The 22,367-nt window shown below is 73.8% G+C and carries 22 protein-coding genes and 1 pseudogene; 16 read left to right on the top strand and 7 right to left on the bottom strand.

Annotated features, from left to right (window positions below; genetic code table 11):
• The first annotated feature begins 49 nt into the window (after nt 1–49).
• Both NOD94_RS31010 and NOD94_RS31005 read left to right on the top strand, forming a co-directional pair.
• The gene (locus NOD94_RS31010; protein WP_281209485.1) at nt 50–637 is read left to right on the top strand and encodes an alpha/beta hydrolase; all 588 of its coding nucleotides are present in this window, start codon (nt 50–52) and stop codon (nt 635–637) included.
• Nucleotides 638–758: 121 nt separating this feature from the next.
• Nucleotides 759–2,003: an NAD(P)/FAD-dependent oxidoreductase gene (locus NOD94_RS31005; RefSeq protein ID WP_281209481.1), complete on the top strand. Its 1,245-nt coding sequence runs from the start codon at nt 759–761 to the stop codon at nt 2,001–2,003.
• A gap of 6 nt (nt 2,004–2,009) precedes the next feature.
• On the opposite strand, the gene NOD94_RS31000 is transcribed toward NOD94_RS31005, so the two are convergent.
• Nucleotides 2,010–2,279, bottom strand: a complete 270-nt coding sequence (locus NOD94_RS31000; protein WP_281209484.1) for a UBP-type zinc finger domain-containing protein — start codon at nt 2,277–2,279, stop codon at nt 2,010–2,012.
• 289 nt (nt 2,280–2,568) lie between these two features.
• On the opposite strand from NOD94_RS31000, the gene NOD94_RS30995 reads away from it, so the two are divergent.
• Complete coding sequence (locus tag NOD94_RS30995; RefSeq protein WP_281209480.1) at nt 2,569–3,039, top strand: TrkA C-terminal domain-containing protein; 471 nt, start codon at nt 2,569–2,571, stop codon at nt 3,037–3,039.
• Nucleotides 3,040–3,046: 7 nt separating this feature from the next.
• Nucleotides 3,047–4,312 carry a cation:proton antiporter gene (locus tag NOD94_RS30990; protein ID WP_281209479.1) on the top strand — a complete coding sequence of 422 codons (1,266 nt, stop codon included), beginning with the start codon at nt 3,047–3,049 and terminating at the stop codon, nt 4,310–4,312.
• 49 nt (nt 4,313–4,361) lie between these two features.
• On the opposite strand, the gene NOD94_RS30985 is transcribed toward NOD94_RS30990, so the two are convergent.
• Entirely contained in the window at nt 4,362–6,008 is a 1,647-nt protein-coding gene (locus NOD94_RS30985; protein ID WP_281209478.1) for a helix-turn-helix domain-containing protein, read from the bottom strand.
• Between the two features lie 137 nt (nt 6,009–6,145).
• On the opposite strand from NOD94_RS30985, the gene NOD94_RS30980 reads away from it, so the two are divergent.
• The 3 genes and pseudogenes from NOD94_RS30980 to NOD94_RS30970 all read left to right on the top strand — a co-directional run bounded on the left by NOD94_RS30980 (nt 6,146) and on the right by NOD94_RS30970 (nt 7,853).
• On the top strand, nt 6,146–6,574 hold the full coding sequence (locus NOD94_RS30980; RefSeq protein ID WP_281209477.1) for a hypothetical protein: 429 nt from the start codon (nt 6,146–6,148) through the stop codon (nt 6,572–6,574).
• A 23-nt stretch (nt 6,575–6,597) separates the two neighbouring features.
• Nucleotides 6,598–6,768 (top strand): annotated as a pseudogene (locus NOD94_RS41500) (helix-turn-helix transcriptional regulator); the annotation flags it as partial.
• 110 nt (nt 6,769–6,878) lie between these two features.
• Complete coding sequence (locus NOD94_RS30970; RefSeq protein ID WP_281209475.1) at nt 6,879–7,853, top strand: NAD(P)-dependent alcohol dehydrogenase; 975 nt, start codon at nt 6,879–6,881, stop codon at nt 7,851–7,853.
• A gap of 85 nt (nt 7,854–7,938) precedes the next feature.
• Here NOD94_RS30970 and NOD94_RS30965 read toward each other — a convergent pair whose 3' ends face one another.
• Together NOD94_RS30965 and NOD94_RS30960 are read right to left on the bottom strand one after the other, a co-directional pair.
• Complete coding sequence (locus tag NOD94_RS30965; protein WP_281209474.1) at nt 7,939–9,564, bottom strand: AMP-binding protein; 1,626 nt, start codon at nt 9,562–9,564, stop codon at nt 7,939–7,941.
• A 145-nt stretch (nt 9,565–9,709) separates the two neighbouring features.
• Nucleotides 9,710–11,131, bottom strand: a complete 1,422-nt coding sequence (locus NOD94_RS30960) for an FAD-dependent oxidoreductase (protein ID WP_281209473.1) — start codon at nt 11,129–11,131, stop codon at nt 9,710–9,712.
• Between the two features lie 70 nt (nt 11,132–11,201).
• Here NOD94_RS30960 and NOD94_RS30955 point away from each other — a divergent pair, with 70 nt between their 5' ends.
• Nucleotides 11,202–11,852: a TetR/AcrR family transcriptional regulator C-terminal domain-containing protein gene (locus NOD94_RS30955; protein WP_281209472.1), complete on the top strand. Its 651-nt coding sequence runs from the start codon at nt 11,202–11,204 to the stop codon at nt 11,850–11,852.
• A gap of 66 nt (nt 11,853–11,918) precedes the next feature.
• Here the strand turns inward: NOD94_RS30955 and NOD94_RS30950 are convergent, their stop codons facing one another.
• On the bottom strand, nt 11,919–13,085 hold the full coding sequence (locus tag NOD94_RS30950; protein WP_281209471.1) for an alanine--tRNA ligase-related protein: 1,167 nt from the start codon (nt 13,083–13,085) through the stop codon (nt 11,919–11,921).
• Nucleotides 13,086–13,395: 310 nt separating this feature from the next.
• On the bottom strand, nt 13,396–13,746 hold the full coding sequence (locus tag NOD94_RS30945) for a hypothetical protein (protein ID WP_281209483.1): 351 nt from the start codon (nt 13,744–13,746) through the stop codon (nt 13,396–13,398).
• 271 nt (nt 13,747–14,017) lie between these two features.
• On the opposite strand from NOD94_RS30945, the gene NOD94_RS30940 reads away from it, so the two are divergent.
• From NOD94_RS30940 to NOD94_RS30915, 6 genes are all read left to right on the top strand, one after another.
• Nucleotides 14,018–14,644, top strand: a complete 627-nt coding sequence (locus tag NOD94_RS30940) for an alpha-ketoglutarate-dependent dioxygenase AlkB (RefSeq protein WP_281209470.1) — start codon at nt 14,018–14,020, stop codon at nt 14,642–14,644.
• Nucleotides 14,645–14,764: 120 nt separating this feature from the next.
• Complete coding sequence (locus NOD94_RS30935; protein WP_319187271.1) at nt 14,765–15,775, top strand: tellurite resistance/C4-dicarboxylate transporter family protein; 1,011 nt, start codon at nt 14,765–14,767, stop codon at nt 15,773–15,775.
• A 70-nt stretch (nt 15,776–15,845) separates the two neighbouring features.
• Nucleotides 15,846–16,280: a VOC family protein gene (locus NOD94_RS30930; RefSeq protein ID WP_281209469.1), complete on the top strand. Its 435-nt coding sequence runs from the start codon at nt 15,846–15,848 to the stop codon at nt 16,278–16,280.
• 19 nt (nt 16,281–16,299) lie between these two features.
• A complete protein-coding gene (locus tag NOD94_RS30925) occupies nt 16,300–16,983 on the top strand; it encodes an epimerase (RefSeq protein ID WP_281209468.1) in 684 nt (227 codons plus the stop codon).
• Between the two features lie 57 nt (nt 16,984–17,040).
• Nucleotides 17,041–19,335: an RNA ligase gene (locus NOD94_RS30920; protein WP_281209467.1), complete on the top strand. Its 2,295-nt coding sequence runs from the start codon at nt 17,041–17,043 to the stop codon at nt 19,333–19,335.
• 11 nt (nt 19,336–19,346) lie between these two features.
• Nucleotides 19,347–19,694 (top strand): NTP pyrophosphohydrolase, encoded by a 348-nt coding sequence (locus NOD94_RS30915; protein WP_281209466.1) that lies wholly within the window; start codon nt 19,347–19,349, stop codon nt 19,692–19,694.
• Between the two features lie 9 nt (nt 19,695–19,703).
• Here the strand turns inward: NOD94_RS30915 and NOD94_RS30910 are convergent, their stop codons facing one another.
• On the bottom strand, nt 19,704–20,198 hold the full coding sequence (locus NOD94_RS30910; RefSeq protein WP_281209465.1) for a hypothetical protein: 495 nt from the start codon (nt 20,196–20,198) through the stop codon (nt 19,704–19,706).
• A gap of 340 nt (nt 20,199–20,538) precedes the next feature.
• On the opposite strand from NOD94_RS30910, the gene NOD94_RS30905 reads away from it, so the two are divergent.
• Together NOD94_RS30905 and NOD94_RS30900 are read left to right on the top strand one after the other, a co-directional pair.
• Entirely contained in the window at nt 20,539–21,405 is an 867-nt protein-coding gene (locus tag NOD94_RS30905; RefSeq protein WP_281209464.1) for a hypothetical protein, read from the top strand.
• A gap of 37 nt (nt 21,406–21,442) precedes the next feature.
• On the top strand, nt 21,443–22,367 hold a 925-nt coding region (locus NOD94_RS30900; RefSeq protein WP_281209463.1), incomplete at its 3' end, for a serine/threonine-protein kinase.

Here is a 22,367-nt window from a genome sequence, read left to right as displayed (position 1 = left end):
GGCCGCGCCGGCGCCCGTCGGACGCGCAGCGCGGCCCGTCTGCGCCGTCCTGCTGCTCCACGGGGGCCGGGCGGAAGGACTGGCGCCGCCCCCGAGGGCCGGCCTGCCCCGGCTGCGCATGCTCCCGTTCGCCGCCGCCGTGCTGCGTGCCACCCCGGCGGACCGGGTCCTGGTGGCCGACGTCCGCTACCGCCACCGGGGCTGGAACGGCGACCGGGCCGACCCCGTCCGGGACGCCCGGCGGGCCCTGCGGGAACTGCGCCGCACCGCCGGGCCCGTGCCCGTCGTCCTGATCGGCCACTCCATGGGCGCCCGCGCCGCGCTCCGGGTGGCCGACGAACCGCACGTCCGGGGCGTCGTTGGCCTCGCCCCTTGGTGTCCGCCCGGCGAGCCGGTGGTCCACCTCCAGGACACCCCGATCGTCCTGCTCCACGACGAACAGGACAGGGTCACCCGCGCCGAGGACTCCTGGGAATTCCTGCGCCGCGCCCGCGCCTGCGGGATACGGGCCGGGGGCATCGCGATGCCCCACGGGAACCACGCCATGCTCCGCGACGCCCGGACCTGGCACCGGACCGCCACCGCCGCGGCCCTCGCGTTCCTGGGCCTGGGCCCCATGCCCGCCACCGGCCGCTGAGGCCACCCGGCCGGTGCCCGCCGGGCGAGGCGGCGTCCGAGGGGTGCATCCGCCCGGCGGCTCCCGGCCGAAGGAAGCGGTGACGGCAGGAGCCTCGAGGGACCGGAAAGGACGGCGGCCCATGCGCGGCACCCGTGGAGGAAAGCACTCCGTCATCGTGGTCGGCGCCGGTGCGGCCGGGCTCGCCTGCGCCGCGGACCTCGCCCGCGCCGGGATCGAGGTGACGCTCCTGGAAGCCTCCGACCGGGTGGGCGGCCGCATGCGGACCGACGTGCGCCACGGATTCCGGCTGGACCGGGGCTTCCAGGTGTTCAACACCTCCTACCCCCAGGTGAAACGCCGCCTCGACCTGCGCGCCCTGCGCCTGCACCCGTTCACCCCCGGCGTACTGGTCCACACCGACCGGGGACGCGTCCGCTTCGCGGATCCGACCCGGCGCCCCGGCGAGGTACTCGGCCTGCTGCGCGGCGCCCGACTGTCCCCGGCGGGCGCCGCCGCCGCGGGCGCGCTGGGCGCGGCCGGCCTGCTGATGCCGGCCCGGCTCCTCAAGCGGCTGCCGGAGACCGACACGCGCCAGGCCCTGCGCTCCTGGGGCGTACCCGGCTCCCTGGTCGACGAGGTGCTGGGCCCCTTCCTGGCCGGCGTGTTCCTCGAAGACCGGCTGGAGACCTCCAGCCGCGTGTTCCGGATGACCTGGCGCAGCTTCCTGCGCGGCTCCTTGGCCCTGCCCGCCGCGGGCATCGGCGCGGTTCCGCGGCAGCTCGCCGAGGCCGTCCCGGCGGGCCGCCTGGAGTTGGGCACCGCCGTCGCCACGGTCTCCGAGGGGGGAGTCGTCCTCGCCGACGGCTCCTCCCGCGAGGCCGACACAGTCGTCGTCGCCACCGACCCGGCCACCGCGGCCGGCCTGACCCCCGGCTGCCCGGTCGCCGGGACCCGCACGGTGACCACGTACTACCACGCCTGCGCCACGTCCCCGCTGCGGGAACCGACCCTGCTGCTCGACGCCCGGCGGAGGTTCCTGAACAGCTGCGTGCTGACCGAGGTCGCCCCCTCCTACGCGAGCGACGGCCGCGCGCTCGTATCGACGTCGGTCCTCGGCAGGGGCGCCCCCGAGGCCCCGGCGACCCTGCTGGCGGCGCTGACCGAGGCCTACGGGACCGACGCGGAGGCGTGGGAGCCGGTCGCCGCCGTCACAGTGGAGGGGGCGCTGCCCGTCATGCTCCCGCCGTGGCCCCTCAGCCGGCCCACCCGCGTCGCCGACGGCCTCCACCTGTGCGGCGACCACCGGGCGACCGGCTCGCTCCAGGGCGCGTTGGCCTCGGGGGCCCGCGCCGCGCGCGAGGTGCTGGCGGCCGTCCGCGCCTGAGCCGCCTCAGGCCGGTTCCGCCCCGGTCGCCGGGACGAGGAACAGCTCGTCCTCGTAGCACCAGGCCCACGCCTCGCCCTCCTCGGCCGAACGGGCCAGCGGATGACCGGACGCGGCGGCGTGGGAGGCCGCGTGCTTCCCGGAGGAGCTGTCGCAACAGCCGACGTGACCACAGGCCAGGCACAGCCGCAGGTGCACCCACCGACGTCCGGTCTCCAGGCAGCGCGCGCATCCGTCGCTCCGCGCGGGAGGCCCGCCCTCGCCCGCGGTGTCCAGGTGCCCGCACGCGCGCCCCTCGGGCCTGCCGGCGTCATGGGCGACGGTCCAACGCGTCACGACGACTCCTTCGTGCGACATTCGTGCCGCTCTCGTGCGACAGGCCCCCGCCCCATCCTTCCCGCCGTTCGGGGCCGTGTCCATCCGTCATGACACCCATATCCCCGGCTCGTTCGCAGGTGGCAACATATGGTCGAGCCGCGCCGGATCACCTGCCCGAATTCGCCGTGCGCCGCACCACCATCGCAAAGAACGAGATTGAGGGGGATGGGCTGTGCCTGCTCCACGGATGAGCACGACACCGCTGCCCGGCATCGGCGTGCAGTACGACCTCACCACCCGGGAACACCGCCACCTGTCGGTGATCGCGCACCGGGACGGAACCCGGACGGTGAACGTGTACCGGGCCGACGACCCCGACGCGTGCGCGCAGTCCCTGCACCTGACGGGGGCGGAGACCACGTCCCTGATCGACGCGCTGATGCCCGCGCACCACAGCCCCAACCTGCTGCACACCACCGACCTGGGCCTGGTCGCCGAACGCATCGAACTGTCGGCGCACTCGCACTGGAACGGCCGCGTGCTCGGCGAGACCCGGATGCGCACCGAGACGGGCGTTTCCGTGGTGGCCGTCCTGCGCCGCGCCGAGGCCCGGCCCTCGCCCGCGCCCGACTTCCGCCTCGCCGGCGGCGACACCCTCATCGTGATCGGTACCCGCGAGGGCGTCGACGCGGCCGCCTCGATACTCGGACGGGAGTGATCCGCGCGTGCATTCCGCAGTCTTCCTGATCGAATTCGGTGCGATCATCCTCGGCCTGGGTCTGCTCGGCAGGCTCGCAGGCCGCTTCCACTTCTCCCCGATCCCGCTCTACCTGCTCGCGGGCCTCGCCTTCGGTACCGGTGGACTCCTGCCGCTGGGCGCGAGCGAGGAGTTCGTCGCCATCGGCGCCGAGATCGGCGTCATCCTGCTCCTGCTCATGCTGGGCCTCGAATACACCGCGAGCGATCTGGTGTCGAACCTCAAGACCCAGTACCCGGCCGGCCTCGTCGACTTCACCCTCAACGCCGTGCCCGGCGCGGTCGCCGCGCTCCTGATGGGCTGGGGGCCGGTCGCCGCCGTGGTCCTGGCGGGGGTCACCTGGATCTCGTCCTCCGGGGTCATCGCCAAGGTGATGGGGGACCTGGGCCGGCTCGGCAACCGTGAGACGCCGGTCATCCTCAGCATCCTGGTCCTGGAGGACCTGGCGATGGCGGTCTACCTGCCGATCGTCACCGCCCTCCTCGCGGGCGTCGGCCTGGCCGCCGGAAGCCTCACCCTGGCCATCGCCCTCGGCGTCGCGGGCGCCGTCCTGTTCGTCGCCGTCCGCTACGGCCGGGTCATCTCCCGCTTCGTCTCCAGCGACGACCCGGAAAAGCTCCTCCTCGTCGTCCTCGGCCTGACCCTGCTCGTCGCCGGTGTCGCCCAGCAGCTCCAGGTCTCCGCCGCCGTCGGCGCCTTCCTCGTCGGCATCGCCCTCTCCGGCGAGGTCGCCGAGGGCACTCACACCCTGCTCAGTCCGCTGCGGGACCTCTTCGCCGCCGTGTTCTTCGTCTTCTTCGGCCTGCACACGGATCCCGCCAGCATCCCGCCCGTGCTGCTGCCGGCGCTCGCGCTCGCCGTGGTGACCGCCCTCACGAAAATCGCCACCGGCTACTGGGCCGCCAAGCGGGCCGGGGTCGGCGTCAACGGACGCTGGCGGGCCGGGGGCACGCTCGTCGCCCGCGGCGAGTTCTCCATCGTCATCGCGGGCCTCGCCGTCACCGCCGGGATCGAACCCGCGCTGGGACCGCTCGCCACCGCCTACGTCCTGATCCTGGTGGTCATCGGGCCGCTCACCGCCCGCTACACCCAGCCCCTGGGCGTATGGATCACCGGGCTCCGCACGCCGTCGGCCCCGCCCGTGCTGTCCGCGGTGCCCTCCCCGGCGAAGTCCCCGGAAACGGTGCCGGACCGGCAGCCGGCCCAGGACCAGGACCCGGCCGGACGCGCCTGAGTCCGGTGGCCCGGGGCTGCGGTCCCGGGCCACCGGGGCTCGGGCCGGCTCAGTGCATGCGCAGCGCCGCGGCGAAGTCCATCTTGTCCTCCAGCCGGGTCAGGTTGCGGCCCGTCAGCGACTCGATCCGGCTGATCCGGTAGCGCAACGAGTTCACGTGCAGGTGCAGCGCCTCCCCGCACCGGGCCCAGGAGCCGTCGTGGTCCAGGAAGGCCCGGAGCGTGGTGACCAGATCGCTGTGGTGGCGGCGGTCGTACTCGTGCAGCGGGGACAGCAGCCGGCGGCTGAACGCCCGTCGGACCTCCGCCGGGATCAGCGGCAGCAGGGACATCACGTGCGAGGCCATGTCCGCGGGGCCGCACACGCCGACGGACGACACCGGCTCCGTCCCCGGTGCGTCCGGCGCGGCCGCCGCCACGCGGGCGTGGCGGGCCTCCGCCAGGGCGTGCCGCAGGTCCGCCGCGTCCCGTACCGGGTCACCCAGCCCGAGGGTCAGCCGCTCCCCGTCCCGCAGCGCGAGCGGCAGCGCCCCGCCCGCCACGTGCCGCACGGCCTCGGACGTCAGCTCCTCGTCCGGCGCGAGGAGGACGAAGGCGACCGCCTCACGGGCGTCCCCGGCGGTGGTCACCGCGATCCGGTGCGCGGCGTCGGGGCCGAGGCAGTGCGGGTGCAGCAGGACCTCCTCCAGCAGGTCCCGTACGTGCGCCCCGCCCGCCGGGGTGTCCAGCCGGGCCGTCACCGGCTGCCAACGGGGCTCTGAGCCGGGTCCGTTCTTGCCGGTCAGGGTCGTGGCCAGGCGGGCCGCGGCCTCCGCCGCCGCGCCACCCGCGGAGGACTCCAGCGGGCCGAGGAGCCGACCGGCGGCCCGCCGTCCGGGGGCGCGGTCGGCGTGCCGGCCGGCGCGTTCCACGGCCATCAGGGCGGCCAGCCGCTCCACGAGGTCGATGTGCTCGCCGGGCCAGTCGCCGCTGTCGGCCTCCACCGCCACCAGCCAGTCGGTCCGCGCGGCCGCGGCCGCCGGACCCGACCGCACGGGGAACAGCGAGTAGGACACGGTACGGACCGTCGTGCGGTGCGGGGCCCGCCGTCCGGCCCGCTCGGCGGCCAGGAACCGGCCGGCGAGGGCCGTCGCCGTCTCCTCGGTCAGGGCCGGTCGGGTGCCGGCGACGATCCGGCCTGTGGGGGACAGGACGTGCGCGCGCAGGTCGAGTTCGGAGAGCAGCATTTCGAGGAGGGCCTCGGCCCCGCCGCCCGTCCGTTCGGCCGCGGTCAGCCGCCGGTGCCGATCCACCAGCGCCGCCAGGTTCCCCACCCGCGCACCGGCCTGCCGGCGTGCGACGAACTCGGCGACCGAGGTGAAGGGGACGTCCACGCCGATCGCCAGCAGCGGCAGGCCGTGCCGGGTACAGGCCTCCTCCAGCGTGACGGGCACGTGCCCGAACTCGGCCTCGCCCGCGCCCAGTGCCGCGGCCCCGGCCTCCACGAGGATCCGCACGAAGGCGTCGGGCCGCTCGGGATCCTGCCGCAGCCAGGTCAGTCCGGTCAGTACGAGGTCGCCGGGGGAGACGAACCGCCGGGGGTCCGGAAGATCGATGGTCACCGTGCGGTGCACGGGCCGGTCGAGTGCGTCGTGGCCGTCCCGGCCGTCGTCGAGGAGCCGAAGGAGCCGGGACGAGATCACATCGCGCAACTGCATGGCCCCAGCCTGTCATGACCCCTCCTGTGGAACCCGTGCGGGGCCGGGTGCGGAGCGAGGTCAAGAAAGCTTGACATGGTGTCGTGACTCCTTGACACTCCAGGTGTCTGGTTTTCTTGACATGGGTGGTGGTGGCAGTGGCGGTCGAAGAGAAACGTGCCTGGATCATGCTGGTGGTCGCGGTGACGTCGTACGCGGTGTACCTGTGGGTGGTGCTGGAGCGACCCGCAGGGTTGGCGTTGGCCCAAGCGCCCTACGCGGCGACCCTGTTGTGGACGGTCGGCCTGTCGATCGCCGCCTCCGTCGCGGGGCACGTCACGGTGGCCGCCCTCGCCTCTGCCGAGGACAACACGAAGGACCGGCGGGACCGGGAGATCCACCGGTTCGGCGAGTACGTCGGCCAGTCGTTCGTCGTGATCGGCGCGGTGGCCGGACTCCTGCTGGCGATGGCCGAGGCCGCCCCCTTCTGGATCGCCAACGCGATCTACCTGGCCTTCGTGCTGTCGTCGGCCCTCGGTTCCACGGTCAAGATCATTTCCTACCGGTTCGGATTCCACCCGTGGTGAAGCCGACGAGGGTCACCAACACCATCAGGGCCCGACGCTTCGCCCACGGCGAGATGACCCAGGCCGAACTCGCCCGCCGCATCGGCGTCAGCCGACAGACGGTCATCGCCATCGAACAGGGCCGCTACTCGCCCTCGCTGGAGATGGCCTTCCAGATCGCCGCGGTGTTCGGCGTCCCTCTCGACAGCGTCTTCCAGTACGCGGGTGGATCCACCACGCCCGCCACACCGACCACGGCCACCACGCCAGGGGCACCGGCCGCGCCCGCCACCCGCGCCACTTCGGGCAACGAGGGAGAGACCCCATGAGAGCGATCGTCCAGGACGTCTACGGGCCGCCCGAGGTGCTGCGCCTCGAAGACGTGCCCCGGCCCGTGCCCGGCCGGGGCGAGGTGCTCCTGCGGGTGCACGCCGCCGGAGTCGACCAGGGCGTATGGCACCTCATGGCCGGCCGGCCCTATCTGATACGCGCCGCCGGCTTCGGCCTGCGCAGGCCCAAGGACCGCATCCGCGGCCTGGACGTCGCGGGCCGGGTCGAGGCCGTCGGCCCCGGCGTCACCCGCTTCGGTCCGGGCGACGAGGTGTACGGGATCTGCGACGGCTCGTTCGCGGAGTACGCCTGTGCCAAGGAGAACCGCCTCGCCCCCCGACCCGCCGCTCTCACCCCCCAACAGGCGGACGCCGTACCGGTGTCGGCCGTCTCCGCCCTCCAGGCCCTGCGCGGCGCCGGCCGGCTCCGGCCGGGCGGGAGCGTCCTGGTCATCGGGGCGGCGGGCGGCGTCGGAACGTACGCCGTGCAGCTCGCCAAGGCCCTCGGAGCCGGCCACGTCACCGGGGTGTGCAGCGCCGCCAAGGCGGACCTGGTCCGCTCGCTCGGCGCCGACGACACCGTCGACTACGCCACCGAGGACCCGGTCGACGGCGCCCGGCGCTACGACCTCGTCCTCGACATCGCCGGGAACCGCCCCCTGCGGAGCCTGCGTCGGGCGCTCGCCCCGCGCGGCACCCTCGTCATCGTGGGCGGCGAGAGCGAGGGGCGCTGGATCGGCGGCAACGACCGTCAGCTGCGGGCCCTGCTGCTGTCCCCCTTCGTCCGGCACCGCCTGCGGGCGCTGGCCTCCGCGGTCCGTGCCGACGACCTGCTCGCGCTGGCCGGCTTCATCGACTCGGGCGCGCTCGTCCCGGCCGTCGACCGGACGTACACCCTGCCCGAAGTCCCGGACGCCATACGACATTTGAGGGAGGGTCGGGTGCGGGGCAAGGTCGTCGTCCGGGTGTGAGGCCGCGGCCTGCCGGCGTGCCGCGGCCCGATCACCGGCGCGCACCGGCCGCGAGGTGCCGGCCGGGGGACGGCGGCCGTCGCCGCTACGGCCCGTCGAGCAGCCGGGCCGCCACCGCGCGCATCTCGACCTTGCGGATCTTCCCGGTGACGGTCATCGGGAACTCGTCCACGACGTGCACGTAGCGCGGGATCTTGAAGTGGGCGAGCCGTCCGTGGCAGTACGCGCGGACGGCGTCCGCGGTCAGCGGCTCGGCGCCCTCCCGCATCCGTACCCACGCCATCAGCTCCTCCCCGTACTTCGGGTCGGGCACGCCGATCACCTGGACGTCCAGCACGTCCGGGTGGGAGTGGAGGAACTCCTCGATCTCGCGCGGGTACAGGTTCTCGCCGCCCCGGATCACCATGTCCTTGATCCGGCCGGTGATGGCGAGGTAGCCGTCCCCGTCCATCACCGCCAGGTCGCCCGTGTGCATCCAGCCCTCCGCGTCGACGGCCTCGGCGGTCTTTTCCGGCTCCCCCCAGTAGCCGAGCATGACCGAGTAGCCCCGCGTGCACAGCTCGCCCGGGGTGCCGCGCGGTACGGTCCGGCCGGTGTCCGGATCGATGACCTTGACCTCCAGGTGCGGGCCGACCCGGCCCACGGTGGAGACCCGGCGCTCCACCGGATCGTCCGCCCGGGTCTGCGTGGACACCGGGGAGGTCTCCGTCATTCCGTAGCAGATCGACACCTCGGTCATGCCCATGCGCTCGATGACCTCGTTCATCACCTCGACCGGACAGGGTGAGCCGGCCATGATGCCGGTCCGCAGGCTCGACAGGTCGTACCCGTCGAACCCCGGGGCGGCCAGCTCGGCGATGAACATCGTGGGCACCCCGTAGAGGGAGGTGCACCGTTGCGCCTCGACGGCCGCCAGGGTGGCCACCGGATCGAAGGCGGGCGCCGGGATCACCATCGCCGCGCCGTGGCTGGTGCAGGCCAGGTTTCCCATGACCATGCCGAAGCAGTGGTAGAAGGGGACCGGGACGCACACCCGGTCCTGCTCGGTGTAGCCGCAGGACTCCCCGACGAGGAAGCCGTTGTTGAGGATGTTGCGGTGCGAGAGGGTGGCGCCCTTCGGGAAGCCCGTGGTGCCCGAGGTGTACTGGATGTTGATCGGCTCGTCCGGGGCCAGGGCGGCCTGCGCCCGGACCAGCGCGGCCCGATCGGCCGCCCGTCCCCGGGCGAACAGCGAGGCCCACGACGGTCCGTCCAGCAGGACGACGAACTCCAGCCCGGCGCTGCGCGGCCGGACCTCCTCGATCATCGCCGCGTAGTCGGAGGACCTGAAGCGGTCCGCGGCGACCAGGAGCCGGATCCCGGACTGGCCCAGCACGTACTCCAACTCGTGTTCCCGGTAGGCCGGGTTGACGGTGACGAGGATCGCCCCGATCTTCGCGGTGGCGTACTGCGTCAGCGTCCACTCGGCGCGGTTGGGGGACCAGATCCCGACGCGGTCGCCCTTGACGATGCCCAGGTTGAGCAGCCCGAGCGCGAGGGCGTCCACGTCGGCCGCCAGCTCCGCGTACGTCCACGTGCGGCCGGCGGCCACGTCGACGAGGGCGTCGCGGTCCGGGAACCGGCGCACCGTGCGGTCGAGGTTGTCCCCGATCGTCTCGTCCAGTAGGGGGACCTCCACGCTCCCGGACGCACAACTCGACGCGACGGACACACGTACCTCCTGGACTCGCCGCCGCCGCGGGGGCGGCGGACGGACGGCTGGCTGACGACGGGTGTGCGCGGGGACCCTGGGGCCCGGCGCGCTCATGATCCTCTCCCGCGCGCCCCCGGGCCAACCCCCTTGCCGCGCCCGTCTCCTACAGGCCGAACCGGGCGGCGTACGGCGTCGCGCCCGCCGTCGTGTCGCCCGCCCAGCCGACGTAGCCGTCGGGGCGGATCAGGAAGACCCCGTCCCCGTAGGCCCCGTACGACGGGATCCGCACGGTGCGGACGGCGGGGGAATCCCGGAGGTGGGGCCCGGTGGCGGCCGGGTTCGGGCCGACTGTCAGCAGGGTCCAGTGCGTGCCCCGGAACTCCGCGAAGAGGTGCACGCCCTCGCGCCGGCCGTCCGGCGCGCGGTCGCCCGCGCGCAGGGCGTTCCCGGGCGGCTCGGTGCGCGTCTCGACCGCGAGGGAGGAATCCCGGTAGCCGAGGCCGAGTTGGGTGGTGGCCTCGCCGCGCCGGGTCTCGCCGCGGTGCACCCGGGTCGTCAGGCTCAGCATGTCGGCGGCGACGGGCAGGCGTTCCTCCTCGTAGGTGTCGAGCAGGGACTCGGGGGCGCCGTCCCGCAGTACGGCGCCGAGCTTCCAGCCGAGGTTGTACGCGTCCTGGACGCCGGTGTTGAGGCCCTGGCCGCCCGCGGGGGAGTGGACGTGCGCGGCGTCGCCGGCGAGGAGGACGCGGCCGGCGCGGAACCGGTCGGCCATGGCGGCCCGCGGCCTGAAGTCGGAGGCCCACCGCACCTCGCTCACGTCGGTGGGCGCGAGGTGCGAACGGGCGGCGACGGCCGTGCGGACGCCTTCGAGGGAGAGGTCGGGCTCGCCCTCGGGGAACTGCGCCACGATCTGGAAGTCCTGCGTGCCGGCCAGCGGGCAGACGGAGAGGTACCCGCCGCCGGGGGTGGGCGGGAACAGGTGCCAGTGGTCGCGGTCGAGGCCGGTGATGCGGACGTCCGCCACCAGCATCGCGCCGGGGTCCACGGTCTCCCCGGTCATGCCGATGCCCAGGGAGCGACGCACCGTGGACCGGCCGCCGTCCGCCGCGACGGCGTACCGGGCGCGGACGCTCGCGCCGGTCGCGAACGTGGCGGTCACCCCGTCCGCGTCCTGGGTGAGGCCCACCAGGTCCCGGCCGAACGCGACGCCGCCGCCCAGCTCGCGCAGGCGGGTGTGGAGGATCTCCTGCGTCCGCCACTGCGGAACCATCCAGGGCGTGGCGTACGGGGAGCCCTCGTCCGGTTCGGTCGCGTCGAACATCGCGTGCTCGCCCTGTCGGGCCCCGTCCTGCCAGATCATGCCGACCGGGTACGGGGCTCCGGCCGACCGGATCGCCTCGTTCAGGCCCAGGTCGTCGAGCACCTCCAGGGTGCGGGGCTGGAGCCCCTTGCCGCGTGAGCCGGGGAACAGGCGGTCGGCCCGTTCGACGACGAGGGCGCGGACCCCGCGCCGGGCGAGGTCGACGGCGAGGGTGAGGCCGGTGGGGCCGGCTCCGACGACGAGCACATCGGTGTCCTGGTACACGGGAAACCTCCTTAACGTTGTTAAGTAACTGCTCCCGGAGCATGCACTTAACGGTGTTAAGCTGTCAAGCGTGGCAACCAGGAGAACCCCCAAGCTGGACAAGAGGCAGGCCGTCGACACGGCGCTGCGGCTGCTGAACGAGGTCGGCCTCGACGGCCTGACCCTGCGCGCGATCGCCAAGGAGCTGGACGTCCAGGCGCCCGCCCTCTACTGGCACTTCAAGAACAAACAGGAACTGCTCGACGAGATGGCCACGGAGATGTACCGCCGGATGGCCACGGGGGAGCAGCCCGCGCCGGACGCCACGTGGCAGCAGCGACTCATGACGACCAGCGCGGGTCTGCGCGACGTCCTGCTCGGCTACCGGGACGGCGCGAAGGTCTACAGCGGCTCGCGGTTCACCGGCACCGAGCACGCCGTCCGCATGGAGGAGGACCTCCGCGCCTTCGTCGACGCCGGATTCACCCTCTCGCAGGCCGTCCGCGCCACGTCCACGGCGTACTTCTTCACCCTCGGCTTCGTCACCGAGGAGCAGGGCGTCGAGCCGGCCCCGGGTGAACGCCGGGAGGGCTACGACGTCGCCGAACGCGCGGCGCGCCTGGCCGACTTCCCCCTCGCCGCCGCCGCGGGCGCCGAACTCTTCCAGGACTACGCGACGGGCTTCGACGAAAGCCTGCGCCTGCTGATCGCGGGCATCGAAGCGCGGTACGGCATCGCCTGACCAACGGCATCGCCTGACCCCGCCCGGTCCGTGCCGCGGCGGGCGGACCGGGCGGGGGTGGCCCCGTCACTCCGGACGCAGGCTCATGACCAGGTCGCGCGGCAGGCCGTGGGTGTCGTGGAGGTAGCGGAAGTCCCCATCCCCCAGCGGTCCCCGGAACCGGGGTCGGGCCAGTACCTGCCGGCCGCGCCGCAGGAGTCCGGCGAAGCGGCCCTCCTCCTCCAGCAGGATCCGGCGGACCTCGTCCGGGTCCACGTCCTGCCGGAAGTGGTCCAGGGTGTGACGCAGCAGCTCGTCCGGCAGGTCGCCGAGACTGCGCGAGCGCTCGCCGCGCCACAGCAGGGTGAGCACGCGCCGCACCAGCCGGCGCAGCACGTAGCCGCGCCCGGTATGGGCCGGTCGGACCCCGTCGCCGATCACGACCACGGCCGAGCGCAGGTGGTCGTGGACCAGCCGCAGCGACGGCTCGTCCAGGGGCCACAGGGTCGGTACGAGGCGGCGCCAGGGGGCGAACACGTCGCAGTCGAACACCGAGGTGCGGCCCTGGAGCAGGGCGGCCAGCCGCTCCAGGCCGAGCCCGGTGTCGACGTTCCGTTGCGGCAACGGCACGAGCGAACCGTCGTCGAGCCGGCGGTGGCGCATCATCACGTGGTTCCACACCTCCACCCAGCGGTCGTCGTGGGTGGGGGTGGACCGGGGCGGGGTGTCACCCGTCCACAGGAAGATCTCCGAGTCGGGTCCGCACGGGCCCGTCGGTCCGTTCGACCACCAGTTGTCCTCGACGGTGAGTTCCACGGGGACCCCGAGGCCCTGCCACAGTTCCAGGGAGGAGAGGTCCGGGCCGGTCCGGTCGTCGCCGCCGAAGACCGTGGCGTGCAACCGCCCCGGATCCACTCCCAGTCCTTCGGTGAGCAGCCCGTACCCCCAGTCGAGGCTCTGCGGGCCCTCGTAGTCGCCCAGCGACCAGGTGCCGAGCATTTCGAAGACCGTCAGGTGGGTGGTGTCGCCGACCTCGTCCAGGTCCGTGGTGCGCAGGCAGCGCTGGGTGTTCACCAGCCGCCTGCCCAGGGGGTGGGGGCGTCCCTCCAGATGGGGGGTGAGCGGATGCATGCCGGAGGTGGTGAACAGCACCGGATCGCCGGGCGGCGGCAGCAGCGTCGAGCCGGCGACGCGGCGGTGCCCGCGCTCCTGGAAGTATTCGACGAACGTGCGGACGACGTGTTCCGTCTGCATGGGGTGGCTCCTTCGCGTGGGGCGGGGAGGCACCGGACGACGGGGAACCGGAAGTCGCGGGATCGAGGGCGACGGGAACGTCGCGGGAACCACCGGCGGACCGGACCGTGTCCGGTCGCCGGGGGAGGGGGAACGTCAGGCGGCGGCGGCCGGCGAGCTGGTCGCTCGCGCGGTCGCGGTGGTGGTGTTCCGGCCGGTGACGTTCATGGGGCCGACGGTAGCGGTTCCCCGTGCGCCGACGCACTCGGATTTCGGCGCACGGGGAGTCCGGGGGAGGGGGCGCCGGCCGGCCCCGCCTCGCCCGTCCGGGTCAGTGCACCGTGGCCGCGTCCGCCTCGCGGTGCATGCCCGTGCACAGGGCCCAGATGATGAAGAGGTTGACGGCGATCAGCACCAGTGCCCACAAGGGGTAGTACGGCAGCCAGAGGAAGTTGGCGATCGCCCCCAGGCCCGCGATGGCCACGCCGAAGTAGCGCGCCCACACGGCGCCGCTGAGCACCGCGCAGCCGGCGAGGAGGAGGATGATGCCGAGGATCAGATGGATCCAGCCCCAGCCCGCCAGGCTGAACTCGAACACGTAGTGGCGGGTCGTGAGGAACAGGCCGTCGTGCGCGATGGCCGCGATCCCCTCGAAGATCGCCATGGCCCCGCCGAAGATCATCAGGGCTGCGGCGAAGACGGTGGTCCCGGACGTGTGCGCGTGCGTGGGACTGGGGTACGGGCGCCCTGCTTGGGGGCGGGTGGCGTCACTGGCCATGTGGGTCTCCTCGGATGGCAGAGCCGGACGAGCAGCCTGGACGGGTGATCCCCCGATTCAGCGTGGCACAGGGGGATGGCGTCGGCACTCCGGCCGGGCGCCGACCTCGGCCGGGCGGAGCCGCCGTCGACCGCATATTCGAGCAGGTGTTCGTATTCGGGGGTATCGTGGAACCATGCACGCGCTCCAGGGCTCCCTCTTCGACCAGACCGACGAGATCCGGCTCGGCCCGCTCGCCGGGATACGGCGCACGCACCTCGGCGCCGGGGCCTGGGTGGACCGACTGCCCGGCTGGCTGACCGGAGCCGACGCCCTCTTCGAAACCCTCGCCGCCGAGGTGCCGTGGCGCGCCGAACGCCGGCAGATGTACGACCGCGAGCTGGCCGTGCCCCGGCTCCTCGCCTTCTACGGGGACGGTGCGGAACTTCCCCACCCCGCCCTGACCGAAGCCCGCACGGCACTCGGCCGGCACTACGCCGCCGAGCTGCGCGAACCCTTCGTCACCGCCGGACTGTGCCTCTACCGCGACGGCCGCGACAGCGTCGCCTGGCACGGGGACCGCACCGGCCGCTCCGCGACGCAGGACACCATGGTCGCGATCCTCTCCGTCGGCGACCCCCGCGACCTCGTGCTGCGCCGCCGCGAAGGAGGCCCCGCGCTGCTCCGCCTGCCCCTGGGCCACGGCGACCTCGTCGTCATGGGCGGCTCCTGCCAGCGGACCATGGAGCACGCCGTCCCCAAGACGTCACGCGCCGTCGGCCCCCGGATCAGCGTCCAGTTCCGTACCCGCGGCGTCATGTGAGGACCCGGCGCGGTCATGTGAGGACCCGGCGCGCCGACTCGGCCGGCGCCCCCGCGTTGAGGTGTCATGGGGGCGCGCCCGAGAACCGCACCCGCGCGGGCCGGATGGGAACGGAAGCCGGTGAACAACCGAAAGCCGGTGAACATGAGCGTCGTCGAACGCTTCCGGGGCCGGTGGGCCGGACTCACACCCGCCGCCGGGGGCGTCGTCATGGCCACCGGCATCCTCTCGGTCGGCCTGGACCTCGTCGGCCGCACCTGGATCTCCCTCGGGGCGCTCGCCGTCGCCGCGGCCCTGTGGCTCGTGCTGGCCGCGGACTTCGCGGGCCTGCTCGTCGCCGACCGCGGCAGGTTCAGGGCCGAGGCCTACACCCCCTCCGCCCTCACGGCCGTCGCCGCCACCACCGTGCTCGGCACCCGCGTCGCGCAACTCGACCGGCCGGCCGCGCAGACCACGGCCACCGCGCTGCTGGTGCTCGCCGCCCTGCTGTGGCCCGGACTGCTCGGCGCCGTCGTCCGGCACTGGCGCCGACGGATGCCCGGAGCAGCCTTCCTCGCCTGCGTCGCCACCCAGGGGCTCGCCGTACTCGCGGCCACCCTGGCCGACGGACGGCGCCTCGACTGGCTCGCCCGGGCGGCCCTGGCCTGCTTCTGCCTCGGGCTGCTGCTCTACGCACTGGCCCTGCCGCGCTTCGACTTCCGGGAGGTCACCGGCGGAGCGGGCGACCACTGGGTGGCCGGCGGGGCCCTGTCCATCACGGCCCTGGCGGGCGCGAAACTCACCGCCTCCCCGCTCTGGACCGGCGCCGCGCACACCGCGCTGCGCACCCTCACCCTGGCCTGCCTCGCCGTTTCCCTCGGCTGGTACGCCGTCCTCCTCGCCGCCGAAGTGCGCAGCCCCCGCCCGCACTACGACATCCGCCGCTGGTCCACCGTCTTCCCGCTCGGCATGACCGCAACGGCCTGCCTGTTCACCGCGGCCGCGACGGGACCCGGCTGGCTGCGGCCGCTGGGAGAGGTACTGCTCTGGATCGCGGTCGGAGCCTGCGTCCTCACCTGCACCGCCTTCTTCCTGTCCCGGCGGGGCGGCCGGGACCCCTCCGGCCCGGGTTCCGCCGTACCGGGCACCTGACGCCCTGCCGCCGGCGGGCCGGGCGGCGCCTGAGGTGGCGGGCCGCCGGGGCACTCAGTAGGGTCCCGGCATGGCGTACACGTTTCAGGTGACGATCGACTCCACGGACCCCCACCCGCTCGCCGACTGGTGGGCCGAGGCGCTCGGCTGGGAAGTGGAGCCCAGCGACGAACAGTTCATCCGCGGCGTGATCGCGGCCGGACACGCGACCGAAGAGGACACCACGACGCACCGCGGCACGCTGGTCTGGAAGGTCGGAGCCGCGATCCGCCACCCCGCAGGACCCGAACACGCGCCGCGCGTCCTGTTCCAGCTGGTGCCGGAGCCCAAGACCGTGAAGAACCGCGTCCACCTCGACGTCCGCATCGGGGAGGACGACCCGAAGAGCGTCGTCGAGCGACTCCTCGCCATGGGCGCGACCCACCTCCACGAGGGCAACCAGGGCCCCTTCCGCTGGACCACCCTCGCCGATCCGGAAGGCAACGAACTCTGCATCACGTACTGACGGGACGTAGGCTGCCCGCGTGAACGTCATCCTCTTCGGCGGAACCGGAATGATCGGGCGGGGAGTCCTGCGCGAATGCCTGCGCGACGACGCCGTCACCGGCGTCCTGGCGGTCGGGCGCACCCCGCTCGGCGTGAGCCACCCCAAGCTGCGCGAGGTCGTACAACCGGACCCGTCCGACCTGTCGGGCCTCGCCGCCGAGCTCCCCGGCCACGACGCCTGCTTCTTCTGTCTGGGCGTCTCCTCCGTCGGCATGAAGGAGGAGGCCTACCGCCGCGTCACCCACGACCTGACGCTCGCCGTGGCCCGACCGCTCGCCGCCGCCAACCCCCGGCTCACCTTCGTCTACGTCTCCGGCGAAGGCACCGACAGCACCGGCCGGGGGCGTTCCATGTGGGCCCGGGTCAAGGGCAGGACCGAGAACGACCTCCTGGAACTCCCCTTCCGGGCCTACATGTTCCGCCCCGGGATCGTCCAACCCGTCCGCGGGATCCCCTCGAAGACCCGGCTCTACCGGACCCTCTACACGGTCACCGCACCACTGATCGCGGTGCTCCGGCGGATCGCACCGAACCTCGTCACCACCACCGAGGACCTCGGCCGCGCCATGATCGCCGTCGCCGCCGGCGGCGAGGTCCCCGGCCGCATCCTGCGACCCCGGGACATCAACCGCCTGGGCGCTGCCCCCACCAGGCATAATTGACTACCGGGCGCTCCCTCCCGCAGGCGAGAATGAGCCATCTCGAACCGGGAGGAACCCATGAGCCAGGACCACCTGACTCTGCATGACCTGGTGCCCGCTCAGGCACTGGCCGAGTCGATCGCAGCCGGGTACGTCACCCGCAAGCCGCACCCCGAGTTGCCGCTGTCGATCTACACCTACACCAGGTCGGCCCAGTACGAAGGCGTCTGGAACCAGGTCACCACGCGCTGCCGCGGACTCGTCGCGGACGACAGCACCGGCGCGGTCGTCGCACTGCCGCTGCCGAAGTTCTTCAACGTCGGCGAGCACGAGGCCGGCATGCCGTACGCGCCCGCCCTCCCGGACGAGCCGTTCGAGGTGTACGACAAGGTCGACGGCAGCCTCGCCGTGGTCTTCCACTACGCGGGCCGCTGGCGTGTCGCCTCCAAGGGGTCCTTCGTCAGCACCCAGGCCACCTGGGCCCAGCGGCGCCTCGACGGCAAGGACACCACGGCGCTGCGTCCGGGCGTCACCTACCTCGCCGAGATCCTGTACCCGCAGAACCGCATCGTCGTGAACTACGGCGAGCGCCGGGACCTCGTCCTCCTCGCCGCCTTCGGCCAGGACGGCACCGAGGTCCCGCTCGCCGAGGCCGCGGCCCACTGGGAGGGCATCGGCTCCGTCGTCAAGGTGTGGCCCGCCATGCCCCTCGACGAGCTGATGGCGCTCACGGAGTCCAACACCATGCCCGGCGGCGCGGCCGCCACAGGCACCGACGCGGAGGGCTTCGTCCTGCGCTTCGCCTCCGGCGTGCGCGCCAAGGCCAAGCTCTCCGAGTACGTACGGCTCCACCACGTCCTCACCGGCGTCAACGAGCGGGACATCTGGCGCGGCCACGGGATCCAGCGGTTCGCCGGGGTGCCCGGCAAGCGGCTCGCGCAGGGCCTCAACTGCACCCTCGCCGACATCGAGGCCTCGGGCGGCAAGCCGTTGGACGCCCTGCTGGAGCAGGTGCCCGACGAGTTCGACGTCTGGGTCCGCGAGGTGATCGCCCGCCTGGAGCAGCAGGCCGCGGACCACGAGCGGACCATCGACGAGGCCTACGCGAGCCTCGCGCACCTGACCGCCGACCGGGGAGCCTTCGCCCGCGCCGTCAAGGAACTGCCCAACCGGGACGTCCGCCCGGCGATGTTCATGCGGCTCGAAGGCCGACCGACCGAACTCACCAGCTGGCGCCACGTACGGCCCGACGTGGCCGACGCCCACACCACCGACGAGGAGGGTACGGAGGGACCCGCGGCGACGCCCCGCCCCGTGCCCGGGGACTCGCCGCGCGCCGTCGCACCGGCCGCGGCCCGACCGGCGGCCCCCGCCGTGCGGAAATCCGCTCCGCGCGAGGCCGCTCCGCGGGAAGCCGTGGACGCGGACGGGGAGGCCGTGCTGCCCGTCGTGCACGTCATGACGGGACTGCCAGCCTCCGGCAAGACGACCGCCGCCCGCGCGCTGCAGGCGCGGTCGGGCGGGCGGATGCGCCGCGTCAACCTCGATGACCTGCGGGCCATGCTCGACCTGCCGGACCCCGAGCGGGGCCGGTCCTTCGCGCACGAGCAGACCGTCCTGGAGGTACAGGACGCGGCCGTCCGCGCCGCCGTCGACGGCGGGTTCGACGTGGTCGTCGACAACACCCACCTGACCAAGAACATCCCGAAGCGACTCAAGGCGGCGGTCGGCGGGCTGGCCACCTTCGTCGTACACGACTTCACCGACGTGCCCCTGGAGGAGTGCCTGCGCCGCGACGCGGCCCGGGAACGCCAGGTCGGCGAGGAGATCATCCGGATCCTCGCGGACAAGCACCAGAAGGCCCGCAAGGGCGGCTGGCGGCTCACGGCGGAATGGCTGAACGGCGGCTCCGGCGGGGCGGCCCTGCCGGCCGTGCGGCCGTACGTCCCCGACCCGGCACTGCCCTCGGCCGTCATGTGCGACATCGACGGCACCCTCGCCCTGCTGGGCAACAGGGGACCGTACGACTTCTCGCGCTGCGAGCTCGACCTGCTCAACGAGTCCGTGCGGCACGCGCTCGACGCCTTCCGGCGCGCCGATGGCGACACGATCGTGCTGCTGTCGGGGCGCGGTGAGGAACACCGCCCGCAGACGGAATCCTGGCTGCGGAGCCACCGGGTGCCCTACGACGAGCTGTGGATGCGGGCCGCCGGGGACACCCGCCGCGACGACGTGGTCAAGGCGGAGCTCTTCGACGCGCACGTGCGCGACCGGTTCGCCGTCCGCCTCTCGCTCGACGACCGGGACCGGGTGGTGGCGATCTGGCGCCGGATGGGCCTGCCGACCTGGCAGGTCAACTACGGCGACTTCTGAGGGGTGACGCCGTGACGGTCCTCATCGTGGACGCCGCGAACGTGGTGGGGTCCGTCCCCGACGGCTGGTGGCGGGACCGGCGCGGGGCCGCCGAGCGGCTGCGCGACCGGCTCGCGCTGCGGGACGCGGGGGAGGAGATCATCCTCGTGGTCGAGGGCGCCGCCCGGGGCGTCGCCTCCGTGCCCGGCGTACGGGTGGACGAGGCGCCCGGGAGCGGCGACGACCGGATCGTCGAGCTGGCCGCGGCCCACGCGGGCCGCGGCTGCGTCGTGGTCACGGCGGACCGGGAACTGCGCGAGCGGGTGCGGGCGTACGGAGCCGAGTGCGCGGGGCCCCGGAGCGTACGCCCGCTGGAGTGACCGGGAGGGTCAGCGGCACCACTTCACGGGAGTGATGTTGTTGACGTAACGGGCGGAGACCCAGGCCTCCTTGTGGTCCATGCGGCGCTCGTCGCCGCGGGCGCCGTCCGAATCGTCGCGGCCGACCGGCTCGTTGCCGTTCATGTTCTCCTGGCGGTCCTTGCGGTCGAGCAGGTACCAGAGGTCGTTCCCGCCGACGCGCTCACCGCGCTGCTTGCACTCGATCGCCAGCTTCTGGTTCGGGTACACCTTGCCCAGCTCGTACCCGTGCGTGCTCGGCTTGCTGCGGACCTTCAGCGGCCCGCGGGAGACGACCTTGCCCAGGGCGTGTCGCGGCTTGGGGTAGATGACCGGCCCCCCGGTCTGGACGTCGTCGTACACGTTTTCCTGCGCGGGCTGGTCGAAGGACGGACCGTCGTCCGCGACGGCGAGGCCCGCACCGACCAGACCGAGCACCAGGCTTCCGGTGGCGAGAGCGAGGATGGTCCTGGTGGGCTTCAGCATGAGCCGCTCCTCTACGAAGACTTCCGCCCGGCCGCGGCGCGCGGCGCGGGGCGGCAACCAGGCGGCTGCCAGGGACGACTATGGCGAGGCGACGCCGCCGGGCCCGGCCGACGCACCGCCCTTTAGCCCGATATGCCCAATGCGCGGCCGGGCTCGTGGGGCGGGTCCGGGGCCCGGCGCGCCGGCCCCACCCACCGTCCCGTCGCCCGGGCGGTCGTTCCCGGCCACGACAACTGCCGCTCCTACTCAGGTGATTGGGCTCAGGTACTCAGGCGGCCGACCGGCCGCGCCGGCTACGGTGTGCGGAGCAGGGGAACGGACGGCAGTTCAGGGGGCGGTCATGCGTCGTGCGAGGGCGTTGACGGGAGCAGGGGCACTGGGCGGGGCGCTGGTGGCGTCCCTGCTCCTGACCGGATGCGGCAAGGACGCCGGCGGGGCCGAACCGGGGCCCGGCACCTCCGGGACGGCCGTCACGGCGACGCCCTCCGGGACGGCCGGTACCGGACCGCCCGCCGGGACGCCCGCGCCGGTCCCCTCGGGGTCGACGCCCCCCGGGACGCTGCCGACGGCCTACACCTTCACGCCCGACCCGGCGCGCGTCCCGCACACCGCCGAGGAGGCGCGCCGGTTCACCCGGGCCGCCGCGCTGGACCCCGACTCCTGGTCGGCCGGCATGGTCCGGCACGACCCGTACGAGGGCGGCGGGGACCGGCCCGTCCTGTCCGCCGACTGCGCGTGGTCGCGCGGGCCGCTGCCCGCCGACGTGCTCGACAGCCACACCCGGCGGATCGACATGCCGGCCAAGGACGGCAAGGGCCGCGTCCTCGGCTCGGTGACGCTCACCGTGCACCGCGACGTGGCCGCCGCCGACCGCGACATGCGGGACACGGTGCAGCAGAGCTTCCGCTGCCCCGACCAGGATCTGGGCGGCGGCCAGTTCCTGCGGGGCCTGATGTCCATGCACCAGCCCAAGGAGTCGGTCCTGAACGCCGACGCCTCGATGTTCGAGTCCGGGAAGTTCATCCCGGCCGAAGCGGGCGGCTCCGGCGCACCCCAGGGCTACGTGTGGACCAAGTCCCGGATCGGGAGCGTCGTGATGGCCCTCTCCGTCAAGGGCGCGCAGGGGTACGAGACCCGCGACCTGCTCCTGTTGGCCGCCGAGGGCGGGGCGAAGGCCCTGTACCGCGTCGAACTGGAGCTGAAGTGAGCCTCCGCGCCGGCGCACGGGGCGGGAGCGCCCGCTGATGCAGCCCCTGCACGCCACCGATCCCGCCCGGGTCGGCGGCTACCGCATCCTCGGCCGCCTCGGCGCGGGCGGCATGGGCGTCGTCCTGCTCGGCCGCTCCGCCGGCGGAGCCCTCGCCGCGGTCAAACTCGTCCGCGCCGAATACGCCGACGACCCCGCCTTCCGGGTGCGCTTCCGCCGCGAGGTGGCCATCGCCCGCCGGGTGCGCAGCCCTTGGGCCGTGCCGGTCGTCGACGCCGACACGGAGGCCGCCGCGCCCTGGCTCGCCACCGAGTTCGTGCCCGGGCCGCCGCTCGGCGACGCCGTCGCACGGGCCGGCGGACTGCCGCCCGACAGCGTGCGCTTCCTCGGGGCGCGGCTGGCGGAGGCCCTCGGGGCCGTGCACGGCGCCGGCCTGGTGCACCGCGACGTCAAGCCGGCGAACGTCCTGCTCGCCTCCGACGGACCCCGGCTGATCGACTTCGGGATCGCCCGGGCCCTCGACGACACCGTGCTGACCGCCACCGACGTGGTCATCGGCTCCCCGGGCTTCCTGTCCCCGGAGCAGGCGCAGGGCGGCCGCGTCGGCCCGCCGAGCGACATCTTCGCGCTGGGCTGCGTACTGGCGTACGCGGCCACCGGGCGCCGACCGTTCGGCTCGGGACCCGTCGAGGCCATGCTCTTCCGCACCGTCCACGACACCGCCGACACCACCGGGATCCCGCACGACCTGCTGCCCGTCATCGCCGCCTGCCTCGCCAAGGCCCCCGCCGACCGCCCGACGGCCGAGGAACTGCGCCCGGCCCTGACCGGGGACGCGCCCGGCCCCTGGCTGCCCGCGCCGCTGCTCCAGCTGATCGCGGAGCGCTCGGCCCGGATGCTGCAACTCCCCGACATCGAACCGACCCGGCGGACCACCCCCGTGCCCGGCCCCGGCGCCGGCG

This window comes from Streptomyces sp. Isolate_45, assembly GCF_024721315.2.
Taxonomy (GTDB): Bacteria; Actinomycetota; Actinomycetes; order Streptomycetales; family Streptomycetaceae; genus Streptomyces.
This window is presented reverse-complemented; position numbering and strand designations above follow the sequence as displayed.

What these genes read in the sequence shown, in the direction of transcription:
- NOD94_RS31005 (WP_281209481.1), top strand. Translation starts at nt 759, where the DNA reads ATGCGCGGCACCCGTGGAGGAAAGCACTCCGTCATCGTGGTCGGCGCC.
- NOD94_RS30995 (WP_281209480.1), top strand. Translation starts at nt 2,569, where the DNA reads ATGAGCACGACACCGCTGCCCGGCATCGGCGTGCAGTACGACCTCACC.
- NOD94_RS30985 (WP_281209478.1), bottom strand. Translation starts at nt 6,008, where the DNA reads ATGCAGTTGCGCGATGTGATCTCGTCCCGGCTCCTTCGGCTCCTCGAC.
- NOD94_RS30970 (WP_281209475.1), top strand. Translation starts at nt 6,879, where the DNA reads ATGAGAGCGATCGTCCAGGACGTCTACGGGCCGCCCGAGGTGCTGCGC.
- NOD94_RS30950 (WP_281209471.1), bottom strand. Translation starts at nt 13,085, where the DNA reads ATGCAGACGGAACACGTCGTCCGCACGTTCGTCGAATACTTCCAGGAG.
- NOD94_RS30945 (WP_281209483.1), bottom strand. Translation starts at nt 13,746, where the DNA reads ATGATCTTCGGCGGGGCCATGGCGATCTTCGAGGGGATCGCGGCCATC.
- NOD94_RS30940 (WP_281209470.1), top strand. Translation starts at nt 14,018, where the DNA reads ATGCACGCGCTCCAGGGCTCCCTCTTCGACCAGACCGACGAGATCCGG.
- NOD94_RS30930 (WP_281209469.1), top strand. Translation starts at nt 15,846, where the DNA reads ATGGCGTACACGTTTCAGGTGACGATCGACTCCACGGACCCCCACCCG.
- NOD94_RS30920 (WP_281209467.1), top strand. Translation starts at nt 17,041, where the DNA reads ATGAGCCAGGACCACCTGACTCTGCATGACCTGGTGCCCGCTCAGGCA.
- NOD94_RS30910 (WP_281209465.1), bottom strand. Translation starts at nt 20,198, where the DNA reads ATGCTGAAGCCCACCAGGACCATCCTCGCTCTCGCCACCGGAAGCCTG.
- NOD94_RS30905 (WP_281209464.1), top strand. Translation starts at nt 20,539, where the DNA reads ATGCGTCGTGCGAGGGCGTTGACGGGAGCAGGGGCACTGGGCGGGGCG.